Annotated in this window: 17 protein-coding genes and 1 pseudogene; 6 read left to right on the forward strand and 12 right to left on the reverse strand. The window is 66.6% G+C overall.

Translation table 11 applies throughout. The features are described from left to right. The 5 genes and pseudogenes from VH499_RS05300 to pip form a co-directional block, all read right to left on the reverse strand. The coding region (locus tag VH499_RS05300; protein WP_332051678.1) for a DnaJ domain-containing protein at positions 1-162 on the reverse strand (162 nt) is incomplete at its 3' end. A gap of 82 nt (positions 163-244) precedes the next feature. Then, positions 245-2215: pseudogene (gene dnaK / locus VH499_RS05305) on the reverse strand (molecular chaperone DnaK); the annotation flags it as partial. A 233-nt stretch (positions 2216-2448) separates the two neighbouring features. Then, on the reverse strand, positions 2449-3045 hold the full coding sequence (gene grpE, locus VH499_RS05310; RefSeq protein ID WP_332051653.1) for a nucleotide exchange factor GrpE: 597 nt from the start codon (positions 3043-3045) through the stop codon (positions 2449-2451). Positions 3046-3140: 95 nt separating this feature from the next. Continuing rightward, a complete protein-coding gene (locus tag VH499_RS05315; RefSeq protein WP_332051654.1) occupies positions 3141-4205 on the reverse strand; it encodes a TauD/TfdA family dioxygenase in 1065 nt (354 codons plus the stop codon). Between the two features lie 7 nt (positions 4206-4212). Next, positions 4213-5226, reverse strand: coding sequence for a prolyl aminopeptidase (gene pip, locus VH499_RS05320; protein WP_332051655.1), 1014 nt, complete (start codon positions 5224-5226; stop codon positions 4213-4215). 110 nt (positions 5227-5336) lie between these two features. Between pip and VH499_RS05325 the strand changes: the two genes are divergently transcribed. Beyond that, positions 5337-6743: a M48 family metalloprotease gene (locus tag VH499_RS05325; RefSeq protein ID WP_332051656.1), complete on the forward strand. Its 1407-nt coding sequence runs from the start codon at positions 5337-5339 to the stop codon at positions 6741-6743. A gap of 45 nt (positions 6744-6788) precedes the next feature. On the opposite strand, the gene VH499_RS05330 is transcribed toward VH499_RS05325, so the two are convergent. The 5 genes from VH499_RS05330 to VH499_RS05350 all read right to left on the reverse strand — a co-directional run bounded on the left by VH499_RS05330 (position 6789) and on the right by VH499_RS05350 (position 12271). After that, positions 6789-7316, reverse strand: a complete 528-nt coding sequence (locus tag VH499_RS05330; protein WP_332051657.1) for a CarD family transcriptional regulator — start codon at positions 7314-7316, stop codon at positions 6789-6791. A 290-nt stretch (positions 7317-7606) separates the two neighbouring features. Further along, a complete protein-coding gene (gene fdxA, locus VH499_RS05335; RefSeq protein WP_332051658.1) occupies positions 7607-7942 on the reverse strand; it encodes a ferredoxin FdxA in 336 nt (111 codons plus the stop codon). Positions 7943-8008: 66 nt separating this feature from the next. Next, positions 8009-8263: an RNA-binding S4 domain-containing protein gene (locus VH499_RS05340; protein ID WP_332051659.1), complete on the reverse strand. Its 255-nt coding sequence runs from the start codon at positions 8261-8263 to the stop codon at positions 8009-8011. An 11-nt stretch (positions 8264-8274) separates the two neighbouring features. Then, positions 8275-11442, reverse strand: a complete 3168-nt coding sequence (locus tag VH499_RS05345; RefSeq protein WP_332051660.1) for a helicase-related protein — start codon at positions 11440-11442, stop codon at positions 8275-8277. A 55-nt stretch (positions 11443-11497) separates the two neighbouring features. Continuing rightward, positions 11498-12271 (reverse strand): DUF1223 domain-containing protein, encoded by a 774-nt coding sequence (locus tag VH499_RS05350; RefSeq protein WP_332051661.1) that lies wholly within the window; start codon positions 12269-12271, stop codon positions 11498-11500. Positions 12272-12491: 220 nt separating this feature from the next. Between VH499_RS05350 and VH499_RS05355 the strand changes: the two genes are divergently transcribed. Genes VH499_RS05355 through VH499_RS05375 form a run of 5 tightly spaced genes read left to right on the forward strand, consistent with a single transcriptional unit; the run spans position 12492 to position 15913 of the window. Further along, positions 12492-13235 (forward strand): metal ABC transporter ATP-binding protein, encoded by a 744-nt coding sequence (locus VH499_RS05355; RefSeq protein ID WP_332051662.1) that lies wholly within the window; start codon positions 12492-12494, stop codon positions 13233-13235. Between the two features lie 10 nt (positions 13236-13245). Next, positions 13246-14115: a metal ABC transporter permease gene (locus tag VH499_RS05360; protein ID WP_332051663.1), complete on the forward strand. Its 870-nt coding sequence runs from the start codon at positions 13246-13248 to the stop codon at positions 14113-14115. A 9-nt stretch (positions 14116-14124) separates the two neighbouring features. After that, positions 14125-14790, forward strand: a complete 666-nt coding sequence (locus tag VH499_RS05365) for a hypothetical protein (protein ID WP_332051664.1) — start codon at positions 14125-14127, stop codon at positions 14788-14790. Next, positions 14736-14942, forward strand: coding sequence for a YeeE/YedE thiosulfate transporter family protein (locus tag VH499_RS05370; protein ID WP_332051665.1), 207 nt, complete (start codon positions 14736-14738; stop codon positions 14940-14942). Before VH499_RS05365 ends, VH499_RS05370 begins: the two co-directional genes overlap by 55 nt. Then, on the forward strand, positions 14939-15913 hold the full coding sequence (locus tag VH499_RS05375; RefSeq protein ID WP_332051666.1) for an alpha/beta hydrolase: 975 nt from the start codon (positions 14939-14941) through the stop codon (positions 15911-15913). Before VH499_RS05370 ends, VH499_RS05375 begins: the two co-directional genes overlap by 4 nt. Positions 15914-15928: 15 nt before the next feature. Here the strand turns inward: VH499_RS05375 and msrB are convergent, their stop codons facing one another. Next, a complete protein-coding gene (gene msrB / locus VH499_RS05380) occupies positions 15929-16330 on the reverse strand; it encodes a peptide-methionine (R)-S-oxide reductase MsrB (RefSeq protein ID WP_332051667.1) in 402 nt (133 codons plus the stop codon). 44 nt (positions 16331-16374) lie between these two features. Then, positions 16375-21198 carry an NAD-glutamate dehydrogenase gene (locus VH499_RS05385; RefSeq protein ID WP_332051668.1) on the reverse strand — a complete coding sequence of 1608 codons (4824 nt, stop codon included), beginning with the start codon at positions 21196-21198 and terminating at the stop codon, positions 16375-16377. Positions 21199-21223 lie beyond the last annotated feature (25 nt).

The raw sequence follows: 21223 nt of genomic DNA on the forward strand, positions 1-21223 counted from the left end.
GTCGTAGGCGTGGTTGATCTCTTTGAACTTGCGTTCGGCGTCCTTGTCGTCCCGGTTGCGATCCGGGTGGTGCTGCATGGCGAGCTTTCGGAACGCCTTTTTGATGTCATCGGCGCTTGCCGTCCGGTTGACTCCGAGCAGCTCGTAATAGTCCTGCGACATACGCCCTACGCAGCCCCCACTTGCCGCCTAAAGTTCGGCCTCCCGCTCACGCGGGAGGCCGTGGTCCTTATCCTGCTCCGGATCAGCCGGAGCCCGTCTTCTTGTTCTTGTCGGTCACATCCTCGAACTCGGCGTCGACGACCTTGTCGTTGCCCGCCTGGTTCGCGGCGCCACCGCCCGGAGCCGCGCCCGCACCGGGCCCTGCCGCCCCGGCTTGAGCATCGGCCTGCTGGGCCTTGTACATCGCCTCGCCAAGCTTCATCGCGGCCTGGGCGAGATCGTTGGTCTTGGCCTTGATGGCCTCGGTATCCTCGCCCGTGAGCGCGCCCTTCAGGCCCTCGAGCGCGCTGGCGATGGCCGACTTCTCGGCCTCGCCGACCTTGTCGCCGAACTCCTTGAGGTTCTTGTCCGTCGAATGGACCAGCGCCTCGCCCTGGTTGCGGGCGTCGATCAGCTCGCGCTTCTTCTTGTCCTCCTCGGCGTGCAGCTCGGCATCCTTCACCATCTTCTGGATCTCGGCCTCGCTCAAGCCGCCCGAAGCCTGGATGCGGATCTGCTGCTCCTTGCCGGTCGCCTTGTCCTTGGCCGAGACCTGGACGATGCCGTTGGCGTCGATATCGAAGGTCACCTCCACCTGGGGCACGCCGCGCGGCGCCGGCGGGATGCCCACGAGGTCGAACTGGCCAAGAAGCTTGTTCTGGGAGGCGATCTCACGCTCGCCCTGGAACACACGGATAGTGACGGCAGTCTGGTTGTCGTCGGCCGTCGAGAAGATCTGGCTCTTCTTGGTCGGAATGGTCGTGTTGCGCTCGATCAAGCGGGTGAACACGCCACCCAGCGTCTCGATGCCGAGCGACAGCGGCGTCACGTCGAGCAGCAGAACGTCCTTCACCTCGCCCTTCAGGACGGCGGCCTGGACCGCCGCACCCACCGCGACGACCTCGTCGGGATTGACGTTGCGCGCGGGCTCCCGGCCGAAGAACTGCTTCACGACCTCGATGACCTTGGGCATGCGCGTCATGCCGCCGACCAGGATCACCTCGTCGATCTGGCCAGCCTGCAGGCCGGCATCCTTGAGAGCAGCCTTGCACGGCTCGAGCGTGCGCTGGATCAGGTCGTCGACCAGAGCCTCGAGCTTGGCGCGCGAGAGCTTGATCACGAGATGTTTGGGACCGGTCTGGTCGGCCGTGATGAACGGCAGGTTGATCTCGGTCTCCTTGGAGTTGGAGAGCTCGATCTTGGCCTTCTCGGCCGCCTCCTTCAGGCGCTGCAGTGCCAGCCGGTCGTTGCGCAGGTCGATGCCCTGCTCCTTCTTGAACTCGTCGGCCAGGTAGGTGATGACCCGCTGGTCGAAGTCCTCGCCGCCCAGGAAGGTGTCGCCGTTGGTCGACTTCACCTCGAACACGCCGTCGCCGATCTCGAGGATGGACACGTCGAACGTGCCGCCGCCCAGATCGTACACCACGATCGTGCCGCTCTTGCGCTTGTCCAGGCCATAGGCCAAGGCGGCCGCCGTCGGCTCGTTGATGATGCGCAGCACCTCGAGGCCGGCGATGCGGCCGGCATCCTTGGTCGCCTGGCGCTGGGCATCGTTGAAGTAGGCCGGAACGGTGATGACCGCCTGCTCGACCTTCTCGCCGAGGTAGGCCTCGGCGGTCTCCTTCATCTTGCCCAGCACGAAGGCTGAGATCTGGCTGGGGCTGTATTGCTGGCCGGCCACCTCGACCCACGCGTCGCCGTTGGACGCCTTCACGATCTTGAAGGGCACCAACGACATTTCCTTGGCCACCATCGGATCGTCGAATCGACGACCGATCAGGCGCTTCACGGAATAAAGGGTCTTCAGCGGATTGGTGACGGCCTGGCGCTTGGCCGACTGCCCGACCAGGCGTTCACCCGAATCGGCGAACGCAACCATGGACGGCGTGGTCCGCGCGCCTTCTGAATTCTCGATGACCTTGGTGTCGCCGCCTTCCATGACTGCGACGCACGAATTGGTCGTACCCAGGTCGATGCCGATGACTTTCGCCATGTTCCCACTCTCTTGCTCGGCGGATCGCTCCGGCCCCGAGAGGGCGCCGGCCGGATCCCCGTACGATTGTTACCTGCCGGAAAGCCCGGGTCAGGACAGGGGCTATATAGGTCCTATAGGGCTGCCTGCAATGGTTTGGCCGTCTGAAAACCGGCGAAATCGCCATCGGGCCGAGTCAAATGCGCGACCGGATGGCGGTTCCCGGCCGTGCGTCCCCCAAAGACGACCGCCCCGGCAGGTTCGCCGGGCATTGCTCAGTTTTCGTTGTCGGCCTTGGCGGTCCGGGCGGGACCGCCCCGGGAAACGGCGACCATGGCCGCACGCAGCAGCCGGCCTGCAATCAGATAGCCCGGAATCAGCTCCTGCACGACGGTCCCCGACGGCACCGACGGATCTTCGATCTCCATCATCGCCTGATGGAACTCGGCGTTGAATGGCTTGCCCAGGGCCTCGATGCGCGTCACGCCATGGCGCTCCAGCACCGACAGCAATTCGCGCTCCGTCGCCTGGACGCCGGCAACGACGTTGCGCAGCGCCGGATCGAGTTCATCGAGGTCGCCTGGCATCGCAGACAGGGCACGGCCGAGGTTGTCGGCCACCGAAAGTACATCCCTGGCGAAGCGCTCGATGCCGAACTTGCGTTCCTTCTCGATGTCCTGCTGCGCGCGCCGACGAATATTCTGCGCCTCCGCGACGGCGCGCAGGTGCTTGTCCTGCAGCTCGGCGTTCTCGGCCTGGAGCTGCTCGAGACGGCGCTCGAGCCCGCTCAGATGGGCTTGAATGTCGAGGTCTTCGGCGCTCTCGACCGGCATCTCAGCCGGGGCGCCGCCCGCGGTTGGATCGCTGGCCATACGTTAATCCCTAGTTCGTGTGGTTTCTTTCGGCGGCCTTCACTTAGGGATCACGCCGCGCCGGGTCAACCCGCCTGTGATCCGACCCGACCTCCTCATATGGCTGCGAGCGGTGCGTTCAATTTGGTGCCGCGCACGATGATACCGCCCCTGTCGCCGATCGCGACCGAGCCGTAGCGCTGGGCAAAGACTTCCGGCAGCGGCCGGGCGTCGGAGGCGGCCAGCCACAAGCGCAGCAAATGGCGCCGCCGCGCCGGATCGGGCCAGTCGATGAACGAAGTGCGATCGTGCAGCATCGTGTGGTTGTGCACGAGCTGGACGTCGCCTGGAGCGAATTCCATGAACAGATGCAGCTTGGGATCGTTGGCCAGGGAATCGAACATGTCGAGCGCCTCGACCTGCCTGGCAGCAAGGCGCGGGGCCTCGGGGAAGCGCTGCGCCGAATCGATGTACTGGCGCTGATAGATCGCGCTGAGAAGGCCTCGATGCCAGTTGAAAACCGGGATTTCGAAGTAGGGCTTCTGGCCTGCCGGAATTTCGCCCCGCCGGTCGGTGGCGATCGGCTCGAACAGCAACGTCAGAAGATCGGGCCGCCGCCGGCGCATCTCGTTGAAGATCGTCGTCGAGCTGACCAGCGCCGACAGGCCGCCTGACCTGGCGGTCCTGAGGCAAAGCAGGCCGACGATATCGCAGGAGTCGGTGTGATAGGTCTGGCGCTCGTGGGTCTGATAGATGCGGACGTTCGGATCATTCACGTCGAGGCCGAGATCCTTGACGTGCCCCAGCACGTGACCCTTGGCATTCTGCGAGCGGGCGCTGCCGAGATGGGTGCCGAGGCCGAAGAACGCCGTCGCCGCCTCCCGCATGGTCCAGCGCTCGACCGGCAGGCCGCGCATCAGGAGAAAACCGCGCCCGTCCAGCACCTCGTCCCGGACCCGCGCCTTGAGCTTCGCTGCCAGCGTGGGCAGCGGAAAGTCACCGACAGTGATGGCGGCGATGTCGGCTTCACGTGCGGCGAGCGCTCGCGTCGCCAACTCGATCTCGCGGACCTCGGCCGGCGATAGCATCATCAGCCAGTCGGTCCGCTTCGCCATGTCGGGTCCGTACCAGGCGGCGGGCGCGGTCTGCTCGGGCGGCAGATCGAGGACGGGAGCGCTCACTGCTCCCTCAGGCCGTTTCCCAGGGAAAGCGTGGGGCGAAAAGCTCTTCGTCCGACAAGGAGTGACGAAAGCTTTCGGTGGCATTGACGAGGGCGGCGCGGATGCCGGGCTCGAGGGCGCTGTGTCCGGCGTCGGCAACGACAACATACTGGGCTTCGGGCCAGCTGCGGGCCAGCACGTCGGCCGTTACCGGCGGACAGACGATGTCATAGCGTCCCTGCACGATCGTGCAGGGCAGATGGCGTACGCGGCCGAGATCGTTCCAGGGCCAGCCCTCGGGCAGGAAGGTGCCGTGTGCGAAGTAGTGTGCCTCGATGCGCGACAAGGCGAGCGCGAAGCCGCCGTGGTCGGACTCGAAGGGCGCTCGCGTTGTCGGATAAAGCGTCGAGCAGGCCGCCTCGTACCGGCTCCAGGCACGGGCGGCCGGCCGGTGGATGTCGGGATTGCGATCGACCAGGCGCCGATAATAATTGCCGAGGAGGTCACCGCGCTCATGCTCCGGCAGATGGTCGGCGAAATCGCGCCACGCCTCCGGAAAGATCGTCCGCATGCCATGGAGAAACCAGTCGATCTCGGCGCGTGCGCCGAGGAAAATCCCGCGCAGGATGAAGCCCGTCGCCCGTTCGGGGTAGGCGAGGCCATACGCTAGGGCGAGCGTGCTGCCCCATGACCCGCCGAACAACAGCCAGCGCGGGATGCCAAGATGGACCCTGAGCTTTTCCATATCGGCCACGAGATGCGCGGTGGTGTTGTCGTGCAGGTCGCCCAGGGGCATGGAACGGCCGCAGCCCCGCTGGTCGAATACGACGACCCGGTAGAACTGCGGATCGAAGAAGCGGCGATGGACAGGGGCCGAGCCGGCACCGGGGCCGCCATGCAGGAAGACCACCGGTACCCCCTGCGGATTGCCGCTCTGCTCCCAGTACATCGTGTGCCGGCCGTCGAGCGCCAGCATGCCGCTGGCATACGGCGAGATTTCCGGAAACAGGTCGGAGCGAAGCGGTGTCTCGGAACGCGGCATGCTGATGTCCCACCGCATCACTGCCATAGAGGCGGCTCAGGTTCCAGCGTTGCCGCATTGCGGGCTCAGCCGTCCAACGGCTAAGTTGGCGCGGGCGCCGAGGAGGGACAGTGGCTTTTCGGAGTATTTTGGCGCTAATCGCGCTGCTTCTTGCCGCCAGCGCTTGCTCGACCGGCAGCAATCCGCCGCAGATCTCCTCCGCAAGCGGACCCGACACGTTGCCACCGCAGATCGAGCGCGAGGTCGGGCCTGTCTACATTTCCCGGACGCTGCAGGCCTTCGTCGATCGCGTCGGCCGCCAGGTCGCCGCTCAATCGAACCTGCCGGGGCCCTTCCGCTTTTTCGTCCTCGACGATCCGGTGCCCAATGCACATGCCATTTCGTCCGGCTACGTATTCGTCACGCGCGGGCTGCTGGCGCTGATCGACGACGAGGCCGAACTCGCCGCCGCGTTCGGCCACGAACTGGGCCATATCGAGAAGAAGCACGCCGCCAAGCGCGAGCGTGTGCGCCGCGACGTGACCGATGCCGCCGTCAACGCGGCAGTCGCGAGCGGATCGGTCACCGTCGGCCGCTCGGTCGCGCGCGAGGGACTGCTGGCGCTGCGCCGGTATTCCCGCGATCAGGAGCTCGAAGCCGACCAGCTGGGAGTCCGCTACATCGTTCGCGCCGGCTACCGCGGCGATGCCATGACGACTCTGATCGAAAAGTTGCAGCTTCAGGCGCGCCTCGAGGATGAGCTGATGGGTCCGACGCCGGACACGGACGACCGCAGCGCACTCTCGACACATCCCGGCCCTGAGCAGCGCCTGATGGCGCTGCGCTCGATCGATCCGGCGCGGCGGCCGGGCAAATCAGGCCGCGAAGCCTACCTCGCCGCCGTCGACGGAATGTCGGTCGACGACTCGCCGGACGAGGGGTTCGTACGCGGTGCCTCCTTTCTCCATCCGACGATGCGGCTTGCCTTCACGGCCTTGCCGGATTTCCGGCTGTTCAATGCGCACGACGGCGTGCTCGGCGTGGGCCGCGATCGGTCCTTACTGTACTTCTCCTGCACGGACGAGCAGGTTCGCGGCCGCCTCGACGACTGGATGCGCAACGAACTGAAGCCCACGCCCACGAACATCCAGGCGACGGAAATCGGCGGCGCCGAGGCGGCGATCGGCTCCAAGCCGCGGGGTTCGGACACCGGCCTGGCGCAAATCAGATACGTGCTGGTGCGGCGCGGTCCCGGCCTCTGCTACTTCAACCTCTTGAGCGACGGGCCCGACCGCGACCGGCGCATCGAGGCCATGACCGCGGCGGCGCGAAGCTTCCACAACCTGTCGGACGCGCAGGTCGCCGCCCTTGAACCTTTCCGCCTCCGCGTGATCTCTCCGGCAGGGGCCACGGCCGCGGCGATTGCCAGTCGCATGCCGTACCGCGACCACCAGCTGGAGCGCCTGTTGACCCTGAACGGAGTCGGCAATCCGGCGGCGCTGACCCGGCTGGCCCAGATCAAGATCGTCCAGCCATGAAAAAGGCGGCGCGATCGCGCCGCCTTCGGCTTCCGTTTCGACGCTCTACGCGACCTTCTGCAGGACGCTGTTGAGCTTTTGCGTCGCCAGGTCCTTGTCGATCCGCTCGACGGCGGCGAGCTCGCGCGCCAGGCGGTCGAGTGCCGCTTCGTAGATCTGGCGTTCGCTGTAGGACTGATCGGGCTGGCCGGCGTTGCGGTGCAGATCGCGCACCACCTCCGCAATCGATACCGGGTCGCCCGAGTTGATCTTGGCCTCGTATTCCTGCGCGCGCCGGTTCCACATGGCGCGGCTCACGCGGCTGCGGCCCTTCAGCGTCACCAGGGCATTCTCCATGATCTTGCGCGAGCTGAGCTTGCGCAGGCCGGAAATCTTGGCCTTGGCCACCGGCACCCGCAGCATCATCCGTTCCTGCTCGAACGAAATCACGAAAAGGTCGAGCTTGTGTCCGGCGATCTCCTTCGCCTCGATATCGATCACGCGGCCCACGCCGTGGGTCGGATAAACGACGAAATCGCCCTTCTCGAAAGCAAATTCCTTCGCCTTCGCCGTTGGCTTCTTCGGCTTGGCCATGTCTATTCCCTTCACTCTTCGCCCCGCGATTTGCGATACCGCGACCCGCCGCACACGCTCCCCTGCGCATCCAGCCCGATGCCGATACCGGTAAGTTGCTTTCGGATACCGATAAGGTCACCGAGCCAGCGGCGGGCCGGACCCCGGACCGCTTCCAGCTCCGGCTTTATAACAGAGATTTGGTCGCGAGTCGCGTACGATGTTGCATTTTCGCAACGGTTCGCCCATGCGAAGGCTGCATGGCTGCAGCAAAAGAGCGCAAAAGGACTTCCGGAATATCCTTCTGTGCCTCAGCGGACGCCAGCTTTGTCACTGAAATACTTGTCGAATTTGCCTTTTTCGTCCTTGAAGGCATCGGCATCCGCTGGAGCCTCACCCTTGCGGGTGATATTGGGCCATTGGGTGGAGTAGGTCCTGTTAAGCTCCAGCCATTGTTCCATGCCCTTCTCGGTATCCGGGACGATGGCCGCGGGCGGACATTCGGGTTCACAGACTCCGCAATCGATGCATTCGTCCGGATTGATGACCAGCATGTTCTCGCCCTCGTAGAAACAATCCACAGGGCAGACCTCTACGCAATCCATGTACTTGCACTTGATGCAAGCTTCCGTCACCACGTACGTCATCAACAGGCTCCTGACCCGAGCGGGCGGGTGCTTAACGCGCGGCAGCGGCCGACGCAAGGCTCCAGATCAGCCACTCTCGATTTCATCATACAACGCTCTGGCTTCCGGCGCTGGTCCACGTCGTTCGCCAAGGGCGAGGATGCGAACGACCCGCACGCGCGGCCCCTGTGCGAAGGTGAGGACCATGCCGGGCGCAACGGTGGCGTGCGGCTTGTCGGTTACCCGTCCGTCGACCCGGCAGCGTGATCTCTCGACATAACGCGCGGCAAGGGATCGGGTTTTGAAGAAGCGGGCGTGCCACAGCCATTTGTCGAGTCGCATCGAGGCGACGGCTACTTCTTTCCGCCGAGCTTCAGTTCGAGCAGCTTGGCGAAGGGGGAATCGGCGACAGCGTCGCCTTTCTTCTCGGTCGTAGCGTAAAGCCGCAGGGCCGGTCCACCGGCATCGCGACGCGGCGGACGGGAGCCGCGCGGCCGGTCGTCGCGGCGATCGTCGCGCGCGCCGCCCTTCTCGCCGTCGGGCCGCGCCCCCTGGGGCTTGGCACTATCGCGCTTCGGTCCATCGCGGCGCGGGCTATCGACGAAGAATTGCCGTTCGTTGGGCCGCTCGGGCCGTTCCCGGCGCCGATGCTCGCGGTACTCCCGCTGCTGCTGGCGTTGCCGGTCGCGCTGCTCCTCGCGCTCGCGCAGGAAGCGCGGCTTGACCGAGAAGCTGTGCGGGCCGCCTTCCACGGGCGGCGGCAGCACGCGATACCCGAGGGCCCGCAGTACATCGGCCATCTCCGGCTCCGAGCAGCCGACAAGCGACATCATCTGGGGCGTGGCGCGGAAATGGCCCGGCGGCAGCAGCCTCGGCTCGGCGTCGTTCGATTTTTCCTCCGCAACAGTCTCTGGGGCGATCTCCTGCGGCTTCGCTTCCTCGCCTGACCGCGCCGCGCCTTCCGATGAGACTTCCCCGGCGGTAGCGGGTTCGAGGGTCTGCGATTCGGCTGGAGTGGCCTCCGCGGCCCCTTCGCTCGTCGCGGCCTCCGCGCTCGTCGCCTCTGCGGCCGGCTCGGTCGCGGCCTGCCCCCCGGCGTGCGAGTCGGGTTCGGTCTCGCCGAAAGCGGCAGCAACGATTGCCCATTCGGTGATCTCGTCGACCGACGGCTTGGCCGAGCTCACGGCCGCAGCCGGTGCGGCGCTTTCCGCTTTCTTCTCCTGCTGCGTGCGCCGCGCCGCCTCGCGACTTTCGCGCACGGCCTGGCGCGCCATTGCGGCCAGGCGTTCAACCATGTCGGCGCGAATGGCGTGGTTGCCGAGCGGCAGATAGCCGATTGCGGCATAGAAATCGCGCTCGGCGTCGCGCGGCAGATCCATTGAGGTCCGGCCTTCAGCCGGCAGCGCAGCAATCGTCTCGCGGTTGTGCGCTACCATCCAGAGACCGGCGCGCAGCCGGATCGGCACCGGCTTCAGCATGCTGGGAAAGTAGAGCGAGTAGACGCCGACGCGCACGCCAAGCCGCGCCAGCGCCTTGCGATCTTCCTCGCCAAGCTCGGCCAGCTGCTGCTCGATCGGACGACGCGGCAGAACGCCGAGATTCTCGCAAAGCTGGAAGACGACGCCGCGCGCCCCTGCGGGCAGTTCGGTGGTCGCGCGCGCATCCATGAGTTCGCTGAGGCCGAGCCGGACGCGGGTCTCGACCCAGGTCGCGGCGCGCTTGCGTACTTCCTCGCGGGCCGGCCCGTCGAGGAGATCGGAAGACAAGGCTTCGACCTTCGGGGCAAGCACGTCACCGCTCGACAGCAGCCGCGCGACGGGGCCACCGCCCCAGCACACGCGCAGGTGCGAATCGAACACCAGCTCGCCGTCCGGCGCCGACGTGAACGACTGCAGGCGCGCGGGCAGATTGTCGCGCAGCGCGCGCAGTGCTGCGGTCAGCACGGCCTTCTGATCCGTCTGGCCCTCGGTCACGTCGGGAACGAAGCGAAAGCCCTCGATGCGCCCGAGATGCTCGCCCTCGACAATGACCTCGCCCGCATCGGCGACAGACGTCGTCATTTCACCCTCATCGCGCAATCTTCGTACAAGCAGTGCCGCGCGTCTATCGACAAACCTTTGCGTCAAACGCTGGTGTAGTACGTCGGAAAGTCTGTCCTCGATCGCCCGCGCGCGTTCCTGCCAGTTGGTCGCGCGCTGGATCCAGTCGGCCCGGTGGGAAATATAGGTCCAGGTCCGCACATGGGCGATGCGTGCCATCAAGGTGTCGATGTCGCCGTCGTAGCGCTCCAGTCTCTTGACGTGACTGTCGATCCAGTCCTCGGGCAGGCGCTCGCCGCCTTGCGTCAGATGTCGGAAGAGCTCGCCGAGGAGGTTCGTGTGTTCCTCGGTCATCGTTTTGCGGAAGTCGGGCACTTGGCACACTTCCCACAAGAGCTTGACGCGTGCCGGCGCGTGCAGACGCGGCAGGAACTCCGATCGCTGCCCCAGGGTCAGCAGGGCGAGCTGATCGTCCTGTTCGCGCACGCGTTGCAACGCCGTGTGCGGCGGCAGCGTGTTGAGCGACGCGAGCAGCGCCTCGACTGAGCGGAAATCGAGGTCGGAATTGCGCCATTGCACGTCGCGCAGCGGATCGAAACGATGGTTCTCGATCGCCTCGACGGTTTCCGGCTCCAACCCGCCGACATCGATCGTCGTGCCGAACGTGCCGTCGTTCATGTGCCGTCCGGCGCGGCCGGCGATCTGCGCCAGCTCGACATTGCGCAGGGGGCGCGACATGCGCCCGTCGTACTTGCGCAGGGAGGCGAACCAGACGTGGTTCACGTCCATGTTGAGGCCCATGCCGATGGCGTCGGTGGCGACCAGATACTCGACCTCGCCCGACTGGAACATGTCGACCTGGGCGTTGCGGGTACGCGGGCTGAGGGCGCCCATGACAATGGCGGTGCCGCCGCGCTGGCGGCGGATCAGCTCGGCGATCGCATAGACTTCGTTGGCGGAGAAGCCGACGACGGCGGATCGACGCGGCAGGCGCGTCGCCTTCTTCGGCCCGACATAGCTCAGCTTGGAGAAGCGCGGCCGCGCCACGACGTCGATATCGGGCAACAAGCGGTTCAAGACCGGGCGGATCGTGTCCGCTCCCAAAAGCATGGTCTCGTTCGTGCCGCGCGCGTGCAAAAGCCGGTCGGTGAAGAAATGCCCGCGCTCGGGATCGGCAGCCATCTGGATCTCGTCGACGGCGAGGAACGAAACCGACCGCTCGACCGGCATCGATTCGACCGTGCAGACGAAGTAGCGCGCGCCCGGCGGCGCGATCTTCTCTTCGCCGGTGATCAGAGCGACCTGGTGCGCGCCCTTGATCTTCACGATGCGATCATAATTCTCGCGCGCCAGCAGGCGCAGCGGAAAGCCGATCATGCCCGACTCGTGGCCGAGCATGCGTTCGATCGCGAGATAGGTCTTGCCGGTATTGGTGGGGCCGAGGACCGCGGTCAGGCGGCCGGCAGCGCTGCTCAGCGACATGAGGCCACCTTCGCGCGCGTCTGCGGCCGAAGCAAGGCCGCGTACGGAAGCCGACCTAGCCCGTGGCCATCGGCTCGAGCTTGTTGCAGCCGAGTATCGGGCCCTGCTCCGCACACTGCACCAGCACCGCCAGCCCCTGGTCGGGCATGAAGCGGTCCGGCGCCACCGTCCACTGCGCGGCCAGGCCGTCCCAGCGGCCCAGCACTTCGAAATGGCGCACGACGTTGAAGTTCTCGAGCGTGCGACCGTCGTTCTCGCCGGCGTGCACCGGTGTGCTGTGCCGACGATCGTAGACGGCAAAGACGATGTCGGCCGGCCCCTTCTCGAGCTTGAAGGGGGCGAGCTTGATCGTGAGGGCCTCACCAGGTGGCAGGATCAACTGCGGGGTCGCGCGCCTCGGGGACTGGCGCTCGGCCTTCGCCAACAGCTTCTCGATCGGTCCGATAGCGGTACCCGGATCGTGGGCGATGCCGTCGACCACCATCTCGGGCGTATAGACGTAACGTTGCTTCAGGGCGCGCGCATAGCTGCGCTGGCGTGCCGTCGTTGCGGCGGTCGCAAAGCGATCCTTCCAGCCGATATAGTCCCAGTAGTCGACATGGTACGACAGGGCGACGATATCGGGCCGCCGCGCCAGCGCGCCCAGCAGCCGATCGGCGGGTGGACACGAACTGCATCCCTGCGAACTGAACAACTCGACAGCCCACGGTCCGGACGAGGTCTCGCGCGCCGCGACGGGGCCGCGACGGCCGGCGAGAAAAGCAGCGCCCGTGACTGACACCCCCCCGACGAGGAGCGCACGCCGGCCGGGCATGGAAAAGGTCGGCATGGCGCAGAACATGACCATGCCCATGGACACGAGCCAATCAACAAACGGTTAACGGCGGCTGGACTCCGGCAAGGTAACAATATAACAAAATGACGGATGCATACACCTATGTCTCCCGGCACGGCCTTGCTCGCGATGAGCGCGACAAGCCGCATGGCTACAGCTCTGGCGATCGCCGCCGTGCTGTGGCTGTGCGTCTGGGCTGCTGTATGAGATGCCGATGAGCGCCGCGCTTCGCCTGGTCGACGTCACGGTGAGCTACGATCGCCATCCCGCCGTGCACCACGTCTCGGTCGAAATTCCCGCCGGCGAGATGACGGCCATCGTCGGTCCCAACGGCGCCGGCAAGAGCACCCTTCTCAAGGCGCTGCTCGGCCTCGCGCCACGCGTCGAAGGCCGCATCGACTGCGCAGCACGCCGTGTCGCCTACCTGCCGCAGCAGGCCGAGATCGATCGCAGCTTCCCGATTTCGGTTTTCGACACGGTGCTGCTCGGCCGGTGGACGCGGTTCGGCGGCTTCGGTGCGGCCGGGCCGGCGGACGTCCATGACGCGGACCGTGCGATCGCAGCGGTCGGGCTTGTGGGTTTCGAGCGCCGCCCGATCGACACGCTCTCGGTCGGACAGTTCCAGCGCGTGCTGTTCGCGCGGCTGCTGCTGCAGGACGCCGATCTCGTGCTGCTCGATGAACCGTTCGCCGCCATCGACGCCAAGACGGTTGGCGACCTCATGGAGGTGATCAGGCGCTGGCACGCCGAGAAGCGCACCGTCGTGGCGGTATTGCACGACCTCGACCAGGTGCGTCGCGATTTTCCCAATACTCTCCTGCTCGCACGCGGGCTGGTCGATGCCGGGCCCACACAGCGCGTCCTGTCGGCCGAGAACCTCCTCCGCGCGCGCGCCATGGCCGAGGCGTGGGACGAGCATGCCGGCGCCTGCGAGGTGCCGGTGGCACTGAGCGCGTGATCGCGCATCCATGCTCTACGACACGCTGATCGGACCTTTCGCCGATTTCGGCTTCATGCGTCGGGCGCTGGTCGCGAGCCTCGCGCTGTCGGTGGGTGGCGCCTCGATCGGCGTGTTCCTGATCCTGCGGCGGATGACCCTGATGGGGGATGCGCTGTCACATGCGTTGCTGCCGGGAGCGGCCCTCGGCTTCCTGCTCGGCGGCCTTTCCCTGCCGGCGATGAGTCTTGGCGGCTTCGTCGCCGGCGTCGCCACGGCGCTCGCGTCGGGCGCCATCGCCCGCTTCACCAGGATGCGCGAGGATGCGAGCTTCGGTGCGGCCTATCTCACTTCGCTGGCACTCGGCGTGATGATCGTCTCCCTTCGCGGCTCGGCGGTCGACCTGATGAACATTCTGTTCGGTACAATCCTCGCCGTCGACAACACCGCGCTCTATCTCGTGGCGGCCACCACGACCTTGACGCTGGTCGGTCTTGCCGCGATCTATCGGCCGCTGGTCGTGGAGTGCTTCAATCCCGGGGTCCTGGCGGCGATGGGCGTGCGCGGCGCGTTCTACCACCATCTCTTCCTGGGGCTTGCCGTGCTGAACATGGTGGCGGCGTTCCAGGCACTCGGCACTCTGATGGCGCTCGGCCTCATGCTCTTGCCCGCGGTCGCCGCTTCGTTCTGGGCGCGCGAGGTCTGGTCGATGACCGCGGTCGCGGCGCCCATGGCCTTCCTGTCGGCGACGATCGGGCTTCTGGTCTCGTTCCATGCCGGGTTGCCATCCGGCCCGGTGATCGTTCTGGTGGCGAGCGTTTTCTTCCTGGGCTCGTTGCTGCTCGGTTCGCATGCCTCGATTCGGGCGAGGCTGTCGCATCCGGTCCATCTTCGCGGCTAATCGCGGCTCATGTCGTTGGACAGCAACGCTGCCGTCGTGCTGGCGGCCTTCGCGATCGGTGCGATCTTCGGGGCGCTCGCACGCTGGTCGGGCTTCTGCATGCGCGGCGCGGTCGAGGATGGGCTTAACCTGCCGGAGGCCCCGCGGCTCCTCGTGCTCGCCGCGGGCGGCAATCTGCGCGCGATCGTCTCGTTCATGGTCTTCGCGCTCGTCGCCTACGCCACCGTCCGCGGCATCCTGGCACCGCCGCGCAGCCTGCTCATGTTGGCAACTTCGGCCGCGCTCGGCGATCGGACATTGCCGCTCGCCATTGGCTCGGTCTTTGCAGCCGCTGCAACCATGTTCTCTGTCCGGCATCGCGTGCCGGCCCGGTACCTCGTGGCAGGTGCACTGATCGGATTGCTGGTCCCGGCCGGCTATCTCGTGACGACCGTGCTGGGAGGCGACGACTTCGATCCGTCGATGGTCGAGAGCATCAATGTCACGCGTGCCGGCGGCGACGCACTGGTCTATCTGCTGATCTGGACTGGCGCAAAGCTCAATTTCGGTATTGCCTTCGTCGGCGGGATCGTGGGGCCGGAGCTGCCGCGATCGTGGGCGCGCAGGGCGACTTCAAGCTGGTGGGCTTCGAGCGGCCTGTCGATATGCTGTGCCATGCCCTGGGTGGCGCGATGATGGGCATCGGCGGCGTGCTCGCGCTCGGTTGTACGATCGGCAATGGATTGACCGGCGTGGCGTCGCTCGCACCCGCGTCGTTCATCGCGGTGCCGGCCATGGTGCTGGCCGCCGCGGCGACCATGAAATGGCGATGGCGGAGGCAAGCATGAGCAGTTCACCGGTTGCGGGTGTCGCGCTGAGGACGGTCACGGCCAACAACATCCAGATGCGCTATGCCGAGGCTGGCAGTGGGCCGCTGGTTCTGTTCTGCCACGGCTGGCCGGAGAGCTGGTATTCCTGGCGCCATCAATTGACGGACGTGAGCGCCGCCGGCTTTCGCTGCGTTGCCCCCGACATGCGCGGCTATGGCGGCACCGATGCTCCCGAGCCGATCGATCAGTACACGCTCCTCCAGCTCGTGGGCGACATGGCCGAGCTCACCAGGGTACTGGGGGAAACGAAGGCGGTGATCGTCGGTCACGATTGGGGTGCGCCGGTGGCGTGGCACGCGGCGCTTTGGCGGCCCGACCTCTTTCCGGCGGTGTGCGCCATGAGCGTGCCCTACGCGCCGCCCGGCCATGTCGACATCCTGACCGCGCTCGACAAGCTCGGCATCCACGATTTCTACCTGCAGTATTTCCAGAAGCCGGGCGTGCCGGAGGCCGAGTTGCAGGCCGATGTCGGAGGCGCACTGCGACGGCTCTACTTCACCGCGAGCGGGGATTACACCGAGAAGGGCAAGGGCTTCGCCCGTCTGACGACCGGCACCTTGCTCGGCAACACGGTCGATCCGCCGGCGCTGCCGGCGTGGCTGCGTCCGGAGGATCTCGAGTACTACACGCAGGAGTTTTCACGCACCGGTTTCCGCGGCGGGCTCAACTGGTATCGCAACCTGCGGCGCAACTGGGAGCTCAGCGCGCCCTGGCGCGGCCAACCGATCCGCCAACCCTCGTTGTTCATCGCCGGCAGCCGCGACGGCGTCCTCAAGTTTCCAGCCGCGCAAGGCCACCTCGACGCCTATCCAAAGAACCTGCCGGGTTTGCGCGGCAGCCACATTCTCGAGGGCGCCGGCCACTGGGTGCAGCAGGAGCGGCCGGACCAGGTCAACCGCCTGCTGATCGGATTTCTGAAGGGACTTTGAACCGGTGGACCGCTCCTACTTCTTCTCCTCGAACTTGAGCGCGGCGCCGTTCATGCAATAGCGTTGGCCGGTCGGCTGCGGACCATCCGGGAAGACATGACCGAGATGGCCGCCGCACTTCGCGCAATGGGCCTCGATACGGGTCATGAAATGGCTCTTGTCGGTCGAGGTGCCGACCGCATCGGGCATTGGCGCCCAGAAGGAGGGCCAGCCCGAGCCGCTTTCATACTTGGTCGAGGAGTCGAACAACGGCTCGCCGCAGCCGGCGCAGCGGAAGACGCCCGTGCGCTTCTCGTTGTTCAGCGGGCTGGTGAAGGGCCGCTCCGTGCCGTGCTCACGCAATACATGATGCTGCAGCGGATCGAGTTCCTTGCGCCATTCGGCATCGCTCTTGTCGATGGGGGCCTTGTCATTCATGTTGTCCTCCGATGTCGCGCCGCCGATGTGGCGATGATCCCGCCTCATACAAGCCCGCGCAACTCGGCTGTCGCGACCGAGAGCATGGCGAGGTCGAGCGGGCCGGTTCCGAGTTCGTCTCTCAGCCGATCGACGCGCTCCAGCGCAAGCCTGCGGCCTTCGCTCCAGCGCGCTAGGGCGGTATCGACATCAGCGGCTCCTTGCGCCCCTGCGGCGCGCAGGACCGAAGCCAGCAGATCGGCATGCAGCGCAGCAAGGTCGTCGAGCATGGACAGCGCCGCCTGCGAAGGCCACTGCCCTTCTCGCGGCAGCTTGTGGGCGCCGTTGGCGAGCGCGGCCAGCGACAGCCGCTCGCCCAGCCGAAAGTAGAGACGCGCGGCCTCTTCGATGCTGCAGCCGTTGGTGCGGGCGGCTTGCATCAGGTCGCCGGCCGCGGCCAGGGTGTCGAGCGCTGCGGCCCGGCGGGCGATCGTCGGCGGAGCGCCCAGCGCCTCGAAGGCCGCGGCGCGTTCGTCCAATGCCGCGCTTTCCGCCGGACCGATCAGCGCCGACGGCAGGTCGCCGAGCGCGGCAACGGCGGCACCGAGCGAGTTGGTCGCCGCGATCGTGTCGAGCGGCTGCGGCAGACGGCGCAGCGTCCACTGGACGGTGCGCGTCACGAAGCGTTCGGAGGCGACCAGCATGCGGGTCTGCGCTTCCGCCTTGAGCGTCTCGTCGAGCGCCTCGACGCCCGTCCAGAGGTCGCGCAGCTTCCATGCATCGCGCACTACGGCGAAGGCGCGGGCGATGGCATCGCCTGTCGCTCCGGTGCGCTGGCCGACGCTTCTCACGAAGGTGGGGCCGCAACGATTGACCAGCGAGTTCACGACCTGCAGCGTCACGATCTCGCGCCGCAGCCGGTGATCGCGGAGGACGTCCCCGAACCGATCTTGCAGTGTCGTGGGGAAGTAGCGCAGCAGCTCGCCCACCAGCAGCGGATCGTCGGGCAGGTCCGAGTCGAGAATCTGGTCGGTGAGGTCGATCTTGGCATAGGCCAGCAGCACCGAGAGCTCGGGCCGGGTCAGATACTGCCGGTTCTGCGCGCGGACCCGCATGGCTGCCGTATCGGGCAGGGACTCGACGGTGCGGTCGAGCCGGCCCTGGCGCTCCAGGGCGCGCATGAAGCGCTCGAGGCGATCGTGCTCCTCGCCGGCCTGTGCCACCGAGACACTGATCGCCTGACTTTGCTGGTAGTTGTTCCGCAGGACCAGAGTCGCGACCTCTCCGGTCATGCCGAACAGCAGCGCATCGCGATCGGCCACCGTCAGCTCGCCGCGCTCGATCGCCGCGCCGGTCGCTATCTTGATGTTGACCTCGTGATCGGAAGTGTCGACGCCGGCCGAATTGTCGAGCGCGTCGGTGTTGATCTTGCGGCCGGCGCGCGCGGCTTCGATGCGGCCGCGCTGGGTGACGCCGAGGTTGGCGCCCTCGCCTACGACCCGCGCGCGAAGGTCGGCGGCATTGACGCGCAGCGCGTCGTTTGCGCGGTCGCCGGCATCGGCATTGGTCTCGCCCGAGGCCTTCACGTAGGTGCCGATGCCGCCGAAATAGAGCAGGTCGACCGGCGCCTTCAGAATGGCGCGCATCAGGTCGACCGGCGTCAGCGCCGGCTGCTCGACGCCCAGAACGGTACGCGCCTCGTCGGAGAGCGTGATCGACTTGGCGGTCCGCTCGTAGATGCCGCCACCTGGCGAGAGCAAGGCCTTGTCGTAATCCATCCAGGAGGAGCGCGGCAGATCGAACAGGCGCTTGCGTTCGGCCCAGCTCGCGGCGGGATCCGGCGCGGGATCGACGAAAATGTGGCGGTGATCGAAGGCGGCGACCAGCCTGATCTGCTGCGACAGAAGCATGCCGTTGCCGAACACGTCGCCCGACATGTCGCCGACGCCCGCGACCGCGAACGGTGTACGCTGGATATCGGTGCCGAGTTCGCGGAAGTGCCGCTTGACCGACTCCCAGGCGCCGCGCGCGGTGATGCCCATCTTCTTGTGGTCGTATCCCGCCGAGCCGCCCGATGCGAAGGCGTCGTCGAGCCAGAAACGGTACTCGCGCGCCAGCTCGTTGGCGACGTCCGAGAAGGTAGCCGTTCCCTTGTCGGCCGCGACGACGAGGTAGGGATCGTTGCCGTCGTGTCGCACGACGTCGGGCGGCGTCACGATCGCGCCACCGGCGTAGTTGTCGGTGAGATCGAGCAACCCGCGGATCAGGGTCTGGTAGCAACCGACGCCTTCCGCCTGGATCTGCTCGCGCGTGCCGCCCGCCGGCGGCCGCTTGACGTAGAAGCCGCCCTTCGAGCCGGTCGGCACGATCACGGCATTCTTCACGATCTGGGTCTTCATCAGGCCCAGGATCTCGGTCCGGAAGTCCTCGCGGCGGTCCGACCAGCGGATGCCGCCGCGCGCCACGCGGCCGCCGCGAAGATGGATGCCCTCCATGCGCGGGCTGTAGACGAAGATCTCGACCATCGGCCGCGGCGCCGGCAAATCATCGATGGCGCGGCTGTCGATCTTGAAGGAGATCCACGCCTTCGGTGCGCCGTTTGCGTCCTTCTGCCAGTAGTTGGTGCGCAGGCTGCAATGCACGGCATTGAGAAAGCGCCGCAGGATGCGATCCTCGTCGAGCGTCGTCACATAGTCGAGCGCGTTGGATAGCGCTGCCTCGATGGCTTCAAGGCGCGCCTTGCGGGAGTCGGCGTCGGGCCCGCCGAGCTCCGGATCGAAGCGGGCGATGAAGAGATCGACCATGCCGCGTGCGATTGCCGGGTAGGCGATCAGTGCACGTTCCATATAATCCTGGCTGAACGGAATGCCGGCCTGGCGCAGATACTTGGTGTAGGCGCGCAGCAGCGCCACTTCGCGCCAGGCGAGGTCTGCGCACAGCACCAGCCTGTTGAGTCCGTCATTCTCCAGCCCTCCTGACCAGAGACGATCGAGCGTCTCGGCAAAGCGCGGGCCCACTGCATCGAGATCGACCGCCGACCTGTCGGCCGTCTCGACGCTCAGCACCTGCAGTGCGACCCCCTCGCCTCCTTCGGCGACGCGCAGCATGAACGGCACTTCGCTCAACACCCGCAAACCGAGATTCTCGGCCAGTGGCAGGATGTCGGACAAAGCGAGAGGCTCGCTGGGATGAAAAAGACGGACGGTGAAGCGGTACGGCGGCAGGCCGGGCTCGCGGCCGAGCCGCACGCCGAACGGCGCGCCGGAAAAAGCCGCCTGCAACGGCTCGATATCGGCCACCGCCTGGCCGGCATCGAAGCTGTCGCGGTAGATCGCGGGGAAGTAGCTGCGCCAGTGGCGCGCAGTGGCCCGGCCTTCGGCATCGCCCAACGTCGCCTGCAGGACGATGCGCAGGCGGTCGCTCCACGACGTCGCGGCATCGATCAGCGCCTGCTCGAGGACAGCGAGATCGGGCGTCGGACTGTCGGGCCGGTCGAGCTTCAGCGTGTACAGGGCGCGGGCCAGCGCCGACTCATCGCTGCTCGAAGCGGTGACCGAGGTCACCTTGCCGTGCCAGGCCTCCTGCAGGAGATAGGTGAAGCGGTCGCTCAGGGCCGCATCGAAGCGCTCGCGCGGCGCAAAGACGAGGCACGTCGCGAAGCGCCCAACCGCGTCGCGCCGCGTGAACAGCGCTACGCGCCGGCGCTCCTGCAACTGCAGGATGCCGAGCGCATGCTTGTAGAGAGTGTCCTCGTCGATCTGGAAAAGTTCATCGCGGGGATACGAGTCGAGGATCGCCAGCAACGCCTTGCCGTCGTGGCTGTTGGGATCGAGGCCGGCACGCCGCAGCACGCTGTCGACCCGACCACGCAGCAGTGGAACCTCGCGCACCATGGCGTGGTAGGCCGTCGAGGTGAACAGGCCCACCAGCCGGCGCTCACCGGTGACCCGACCGTCGGCATCGTGGGTCTTCACGATGACGCAATCCATCGGCCCGCTGCGATGGACCAACGATGGCCGGTCGGTCCTGACGATCATGAGCGGCCGGGCACCGCGGGCGAAGCGCGACATCGCCTCGCCGCCGCCCAAGCCGCTTTCGAACAGGCGCACTTCGTCGCGGCGCAGGATGCCGAGCGCGGAGCCCGGCATCAGCTCGTAGCGGATGCCGCCGGGATGCCCGGGATCCTCGGCATAGCGGTAGCGGCGATGACCAAGGAAGGTGAAATGGTTCGATTCGAGCCAGCACAGGAATTCCTCCTGCTCGGCAAGCTCGGTGCCGTGGCCCGCCATCAGGTCTTCGAGGGCATCCAGACAGGCCTGGCGCATCGGCCGCCAGTCCTCGACGGCCATTCGCACCTCGCCCAGCACGCGGCTGAGGGCGGCGGCGAGATCGTCGAGCTGCGCGCGCTCGGCTTGCCGGTCGATCTCGATATGCATCATCGATTCCGGCCGGGTCCGTTGCCCGACCTCGGCCGTCACCTCGACGAGGTCGCCGTCGAGGTCGCGGCGGGCGCCCATTACCGGATGTGCGAGCAGATGAACGGCGATTTCGCGACGATTGAACTCGTTGCTGATGGAATCGACCAGGAACGGCATGTCGTCGTTGACGATCTGGACGATGGTATGCCGGCTTTCGAAGCCGTGGTCGACGATCGTGGGATTGAATACCCGGACCTTGGCGACGCCGGGCAGGCGCCGTCGGGCAAAGGCGAGAAGGCAGGCCGCGGCAGCGGCGCGCTGCTCCACCGGCGCGGCGCCGAGATCCTTGTCGGCCACCCGCTGGTAAAGCCGATGGGCGAACTGGGCCGTCCCCTCGCTGCCGGAGCTCGCCGCCGCGGCCATGCAAATGGCCTCAAGCTCTGAAATGCGCGGTGCGAATGCTGTGGCCATCGGCTCCATTCCATCTTGCGGCGGC

It is taken from the genome of Reyranella sp. (assembly GCF_036558665.1).
Lineage (GTDB): Bacteria > Pseudomonadota > Alphaproteobacteria > Reyranellales > Reyranellaceae > Reyranella.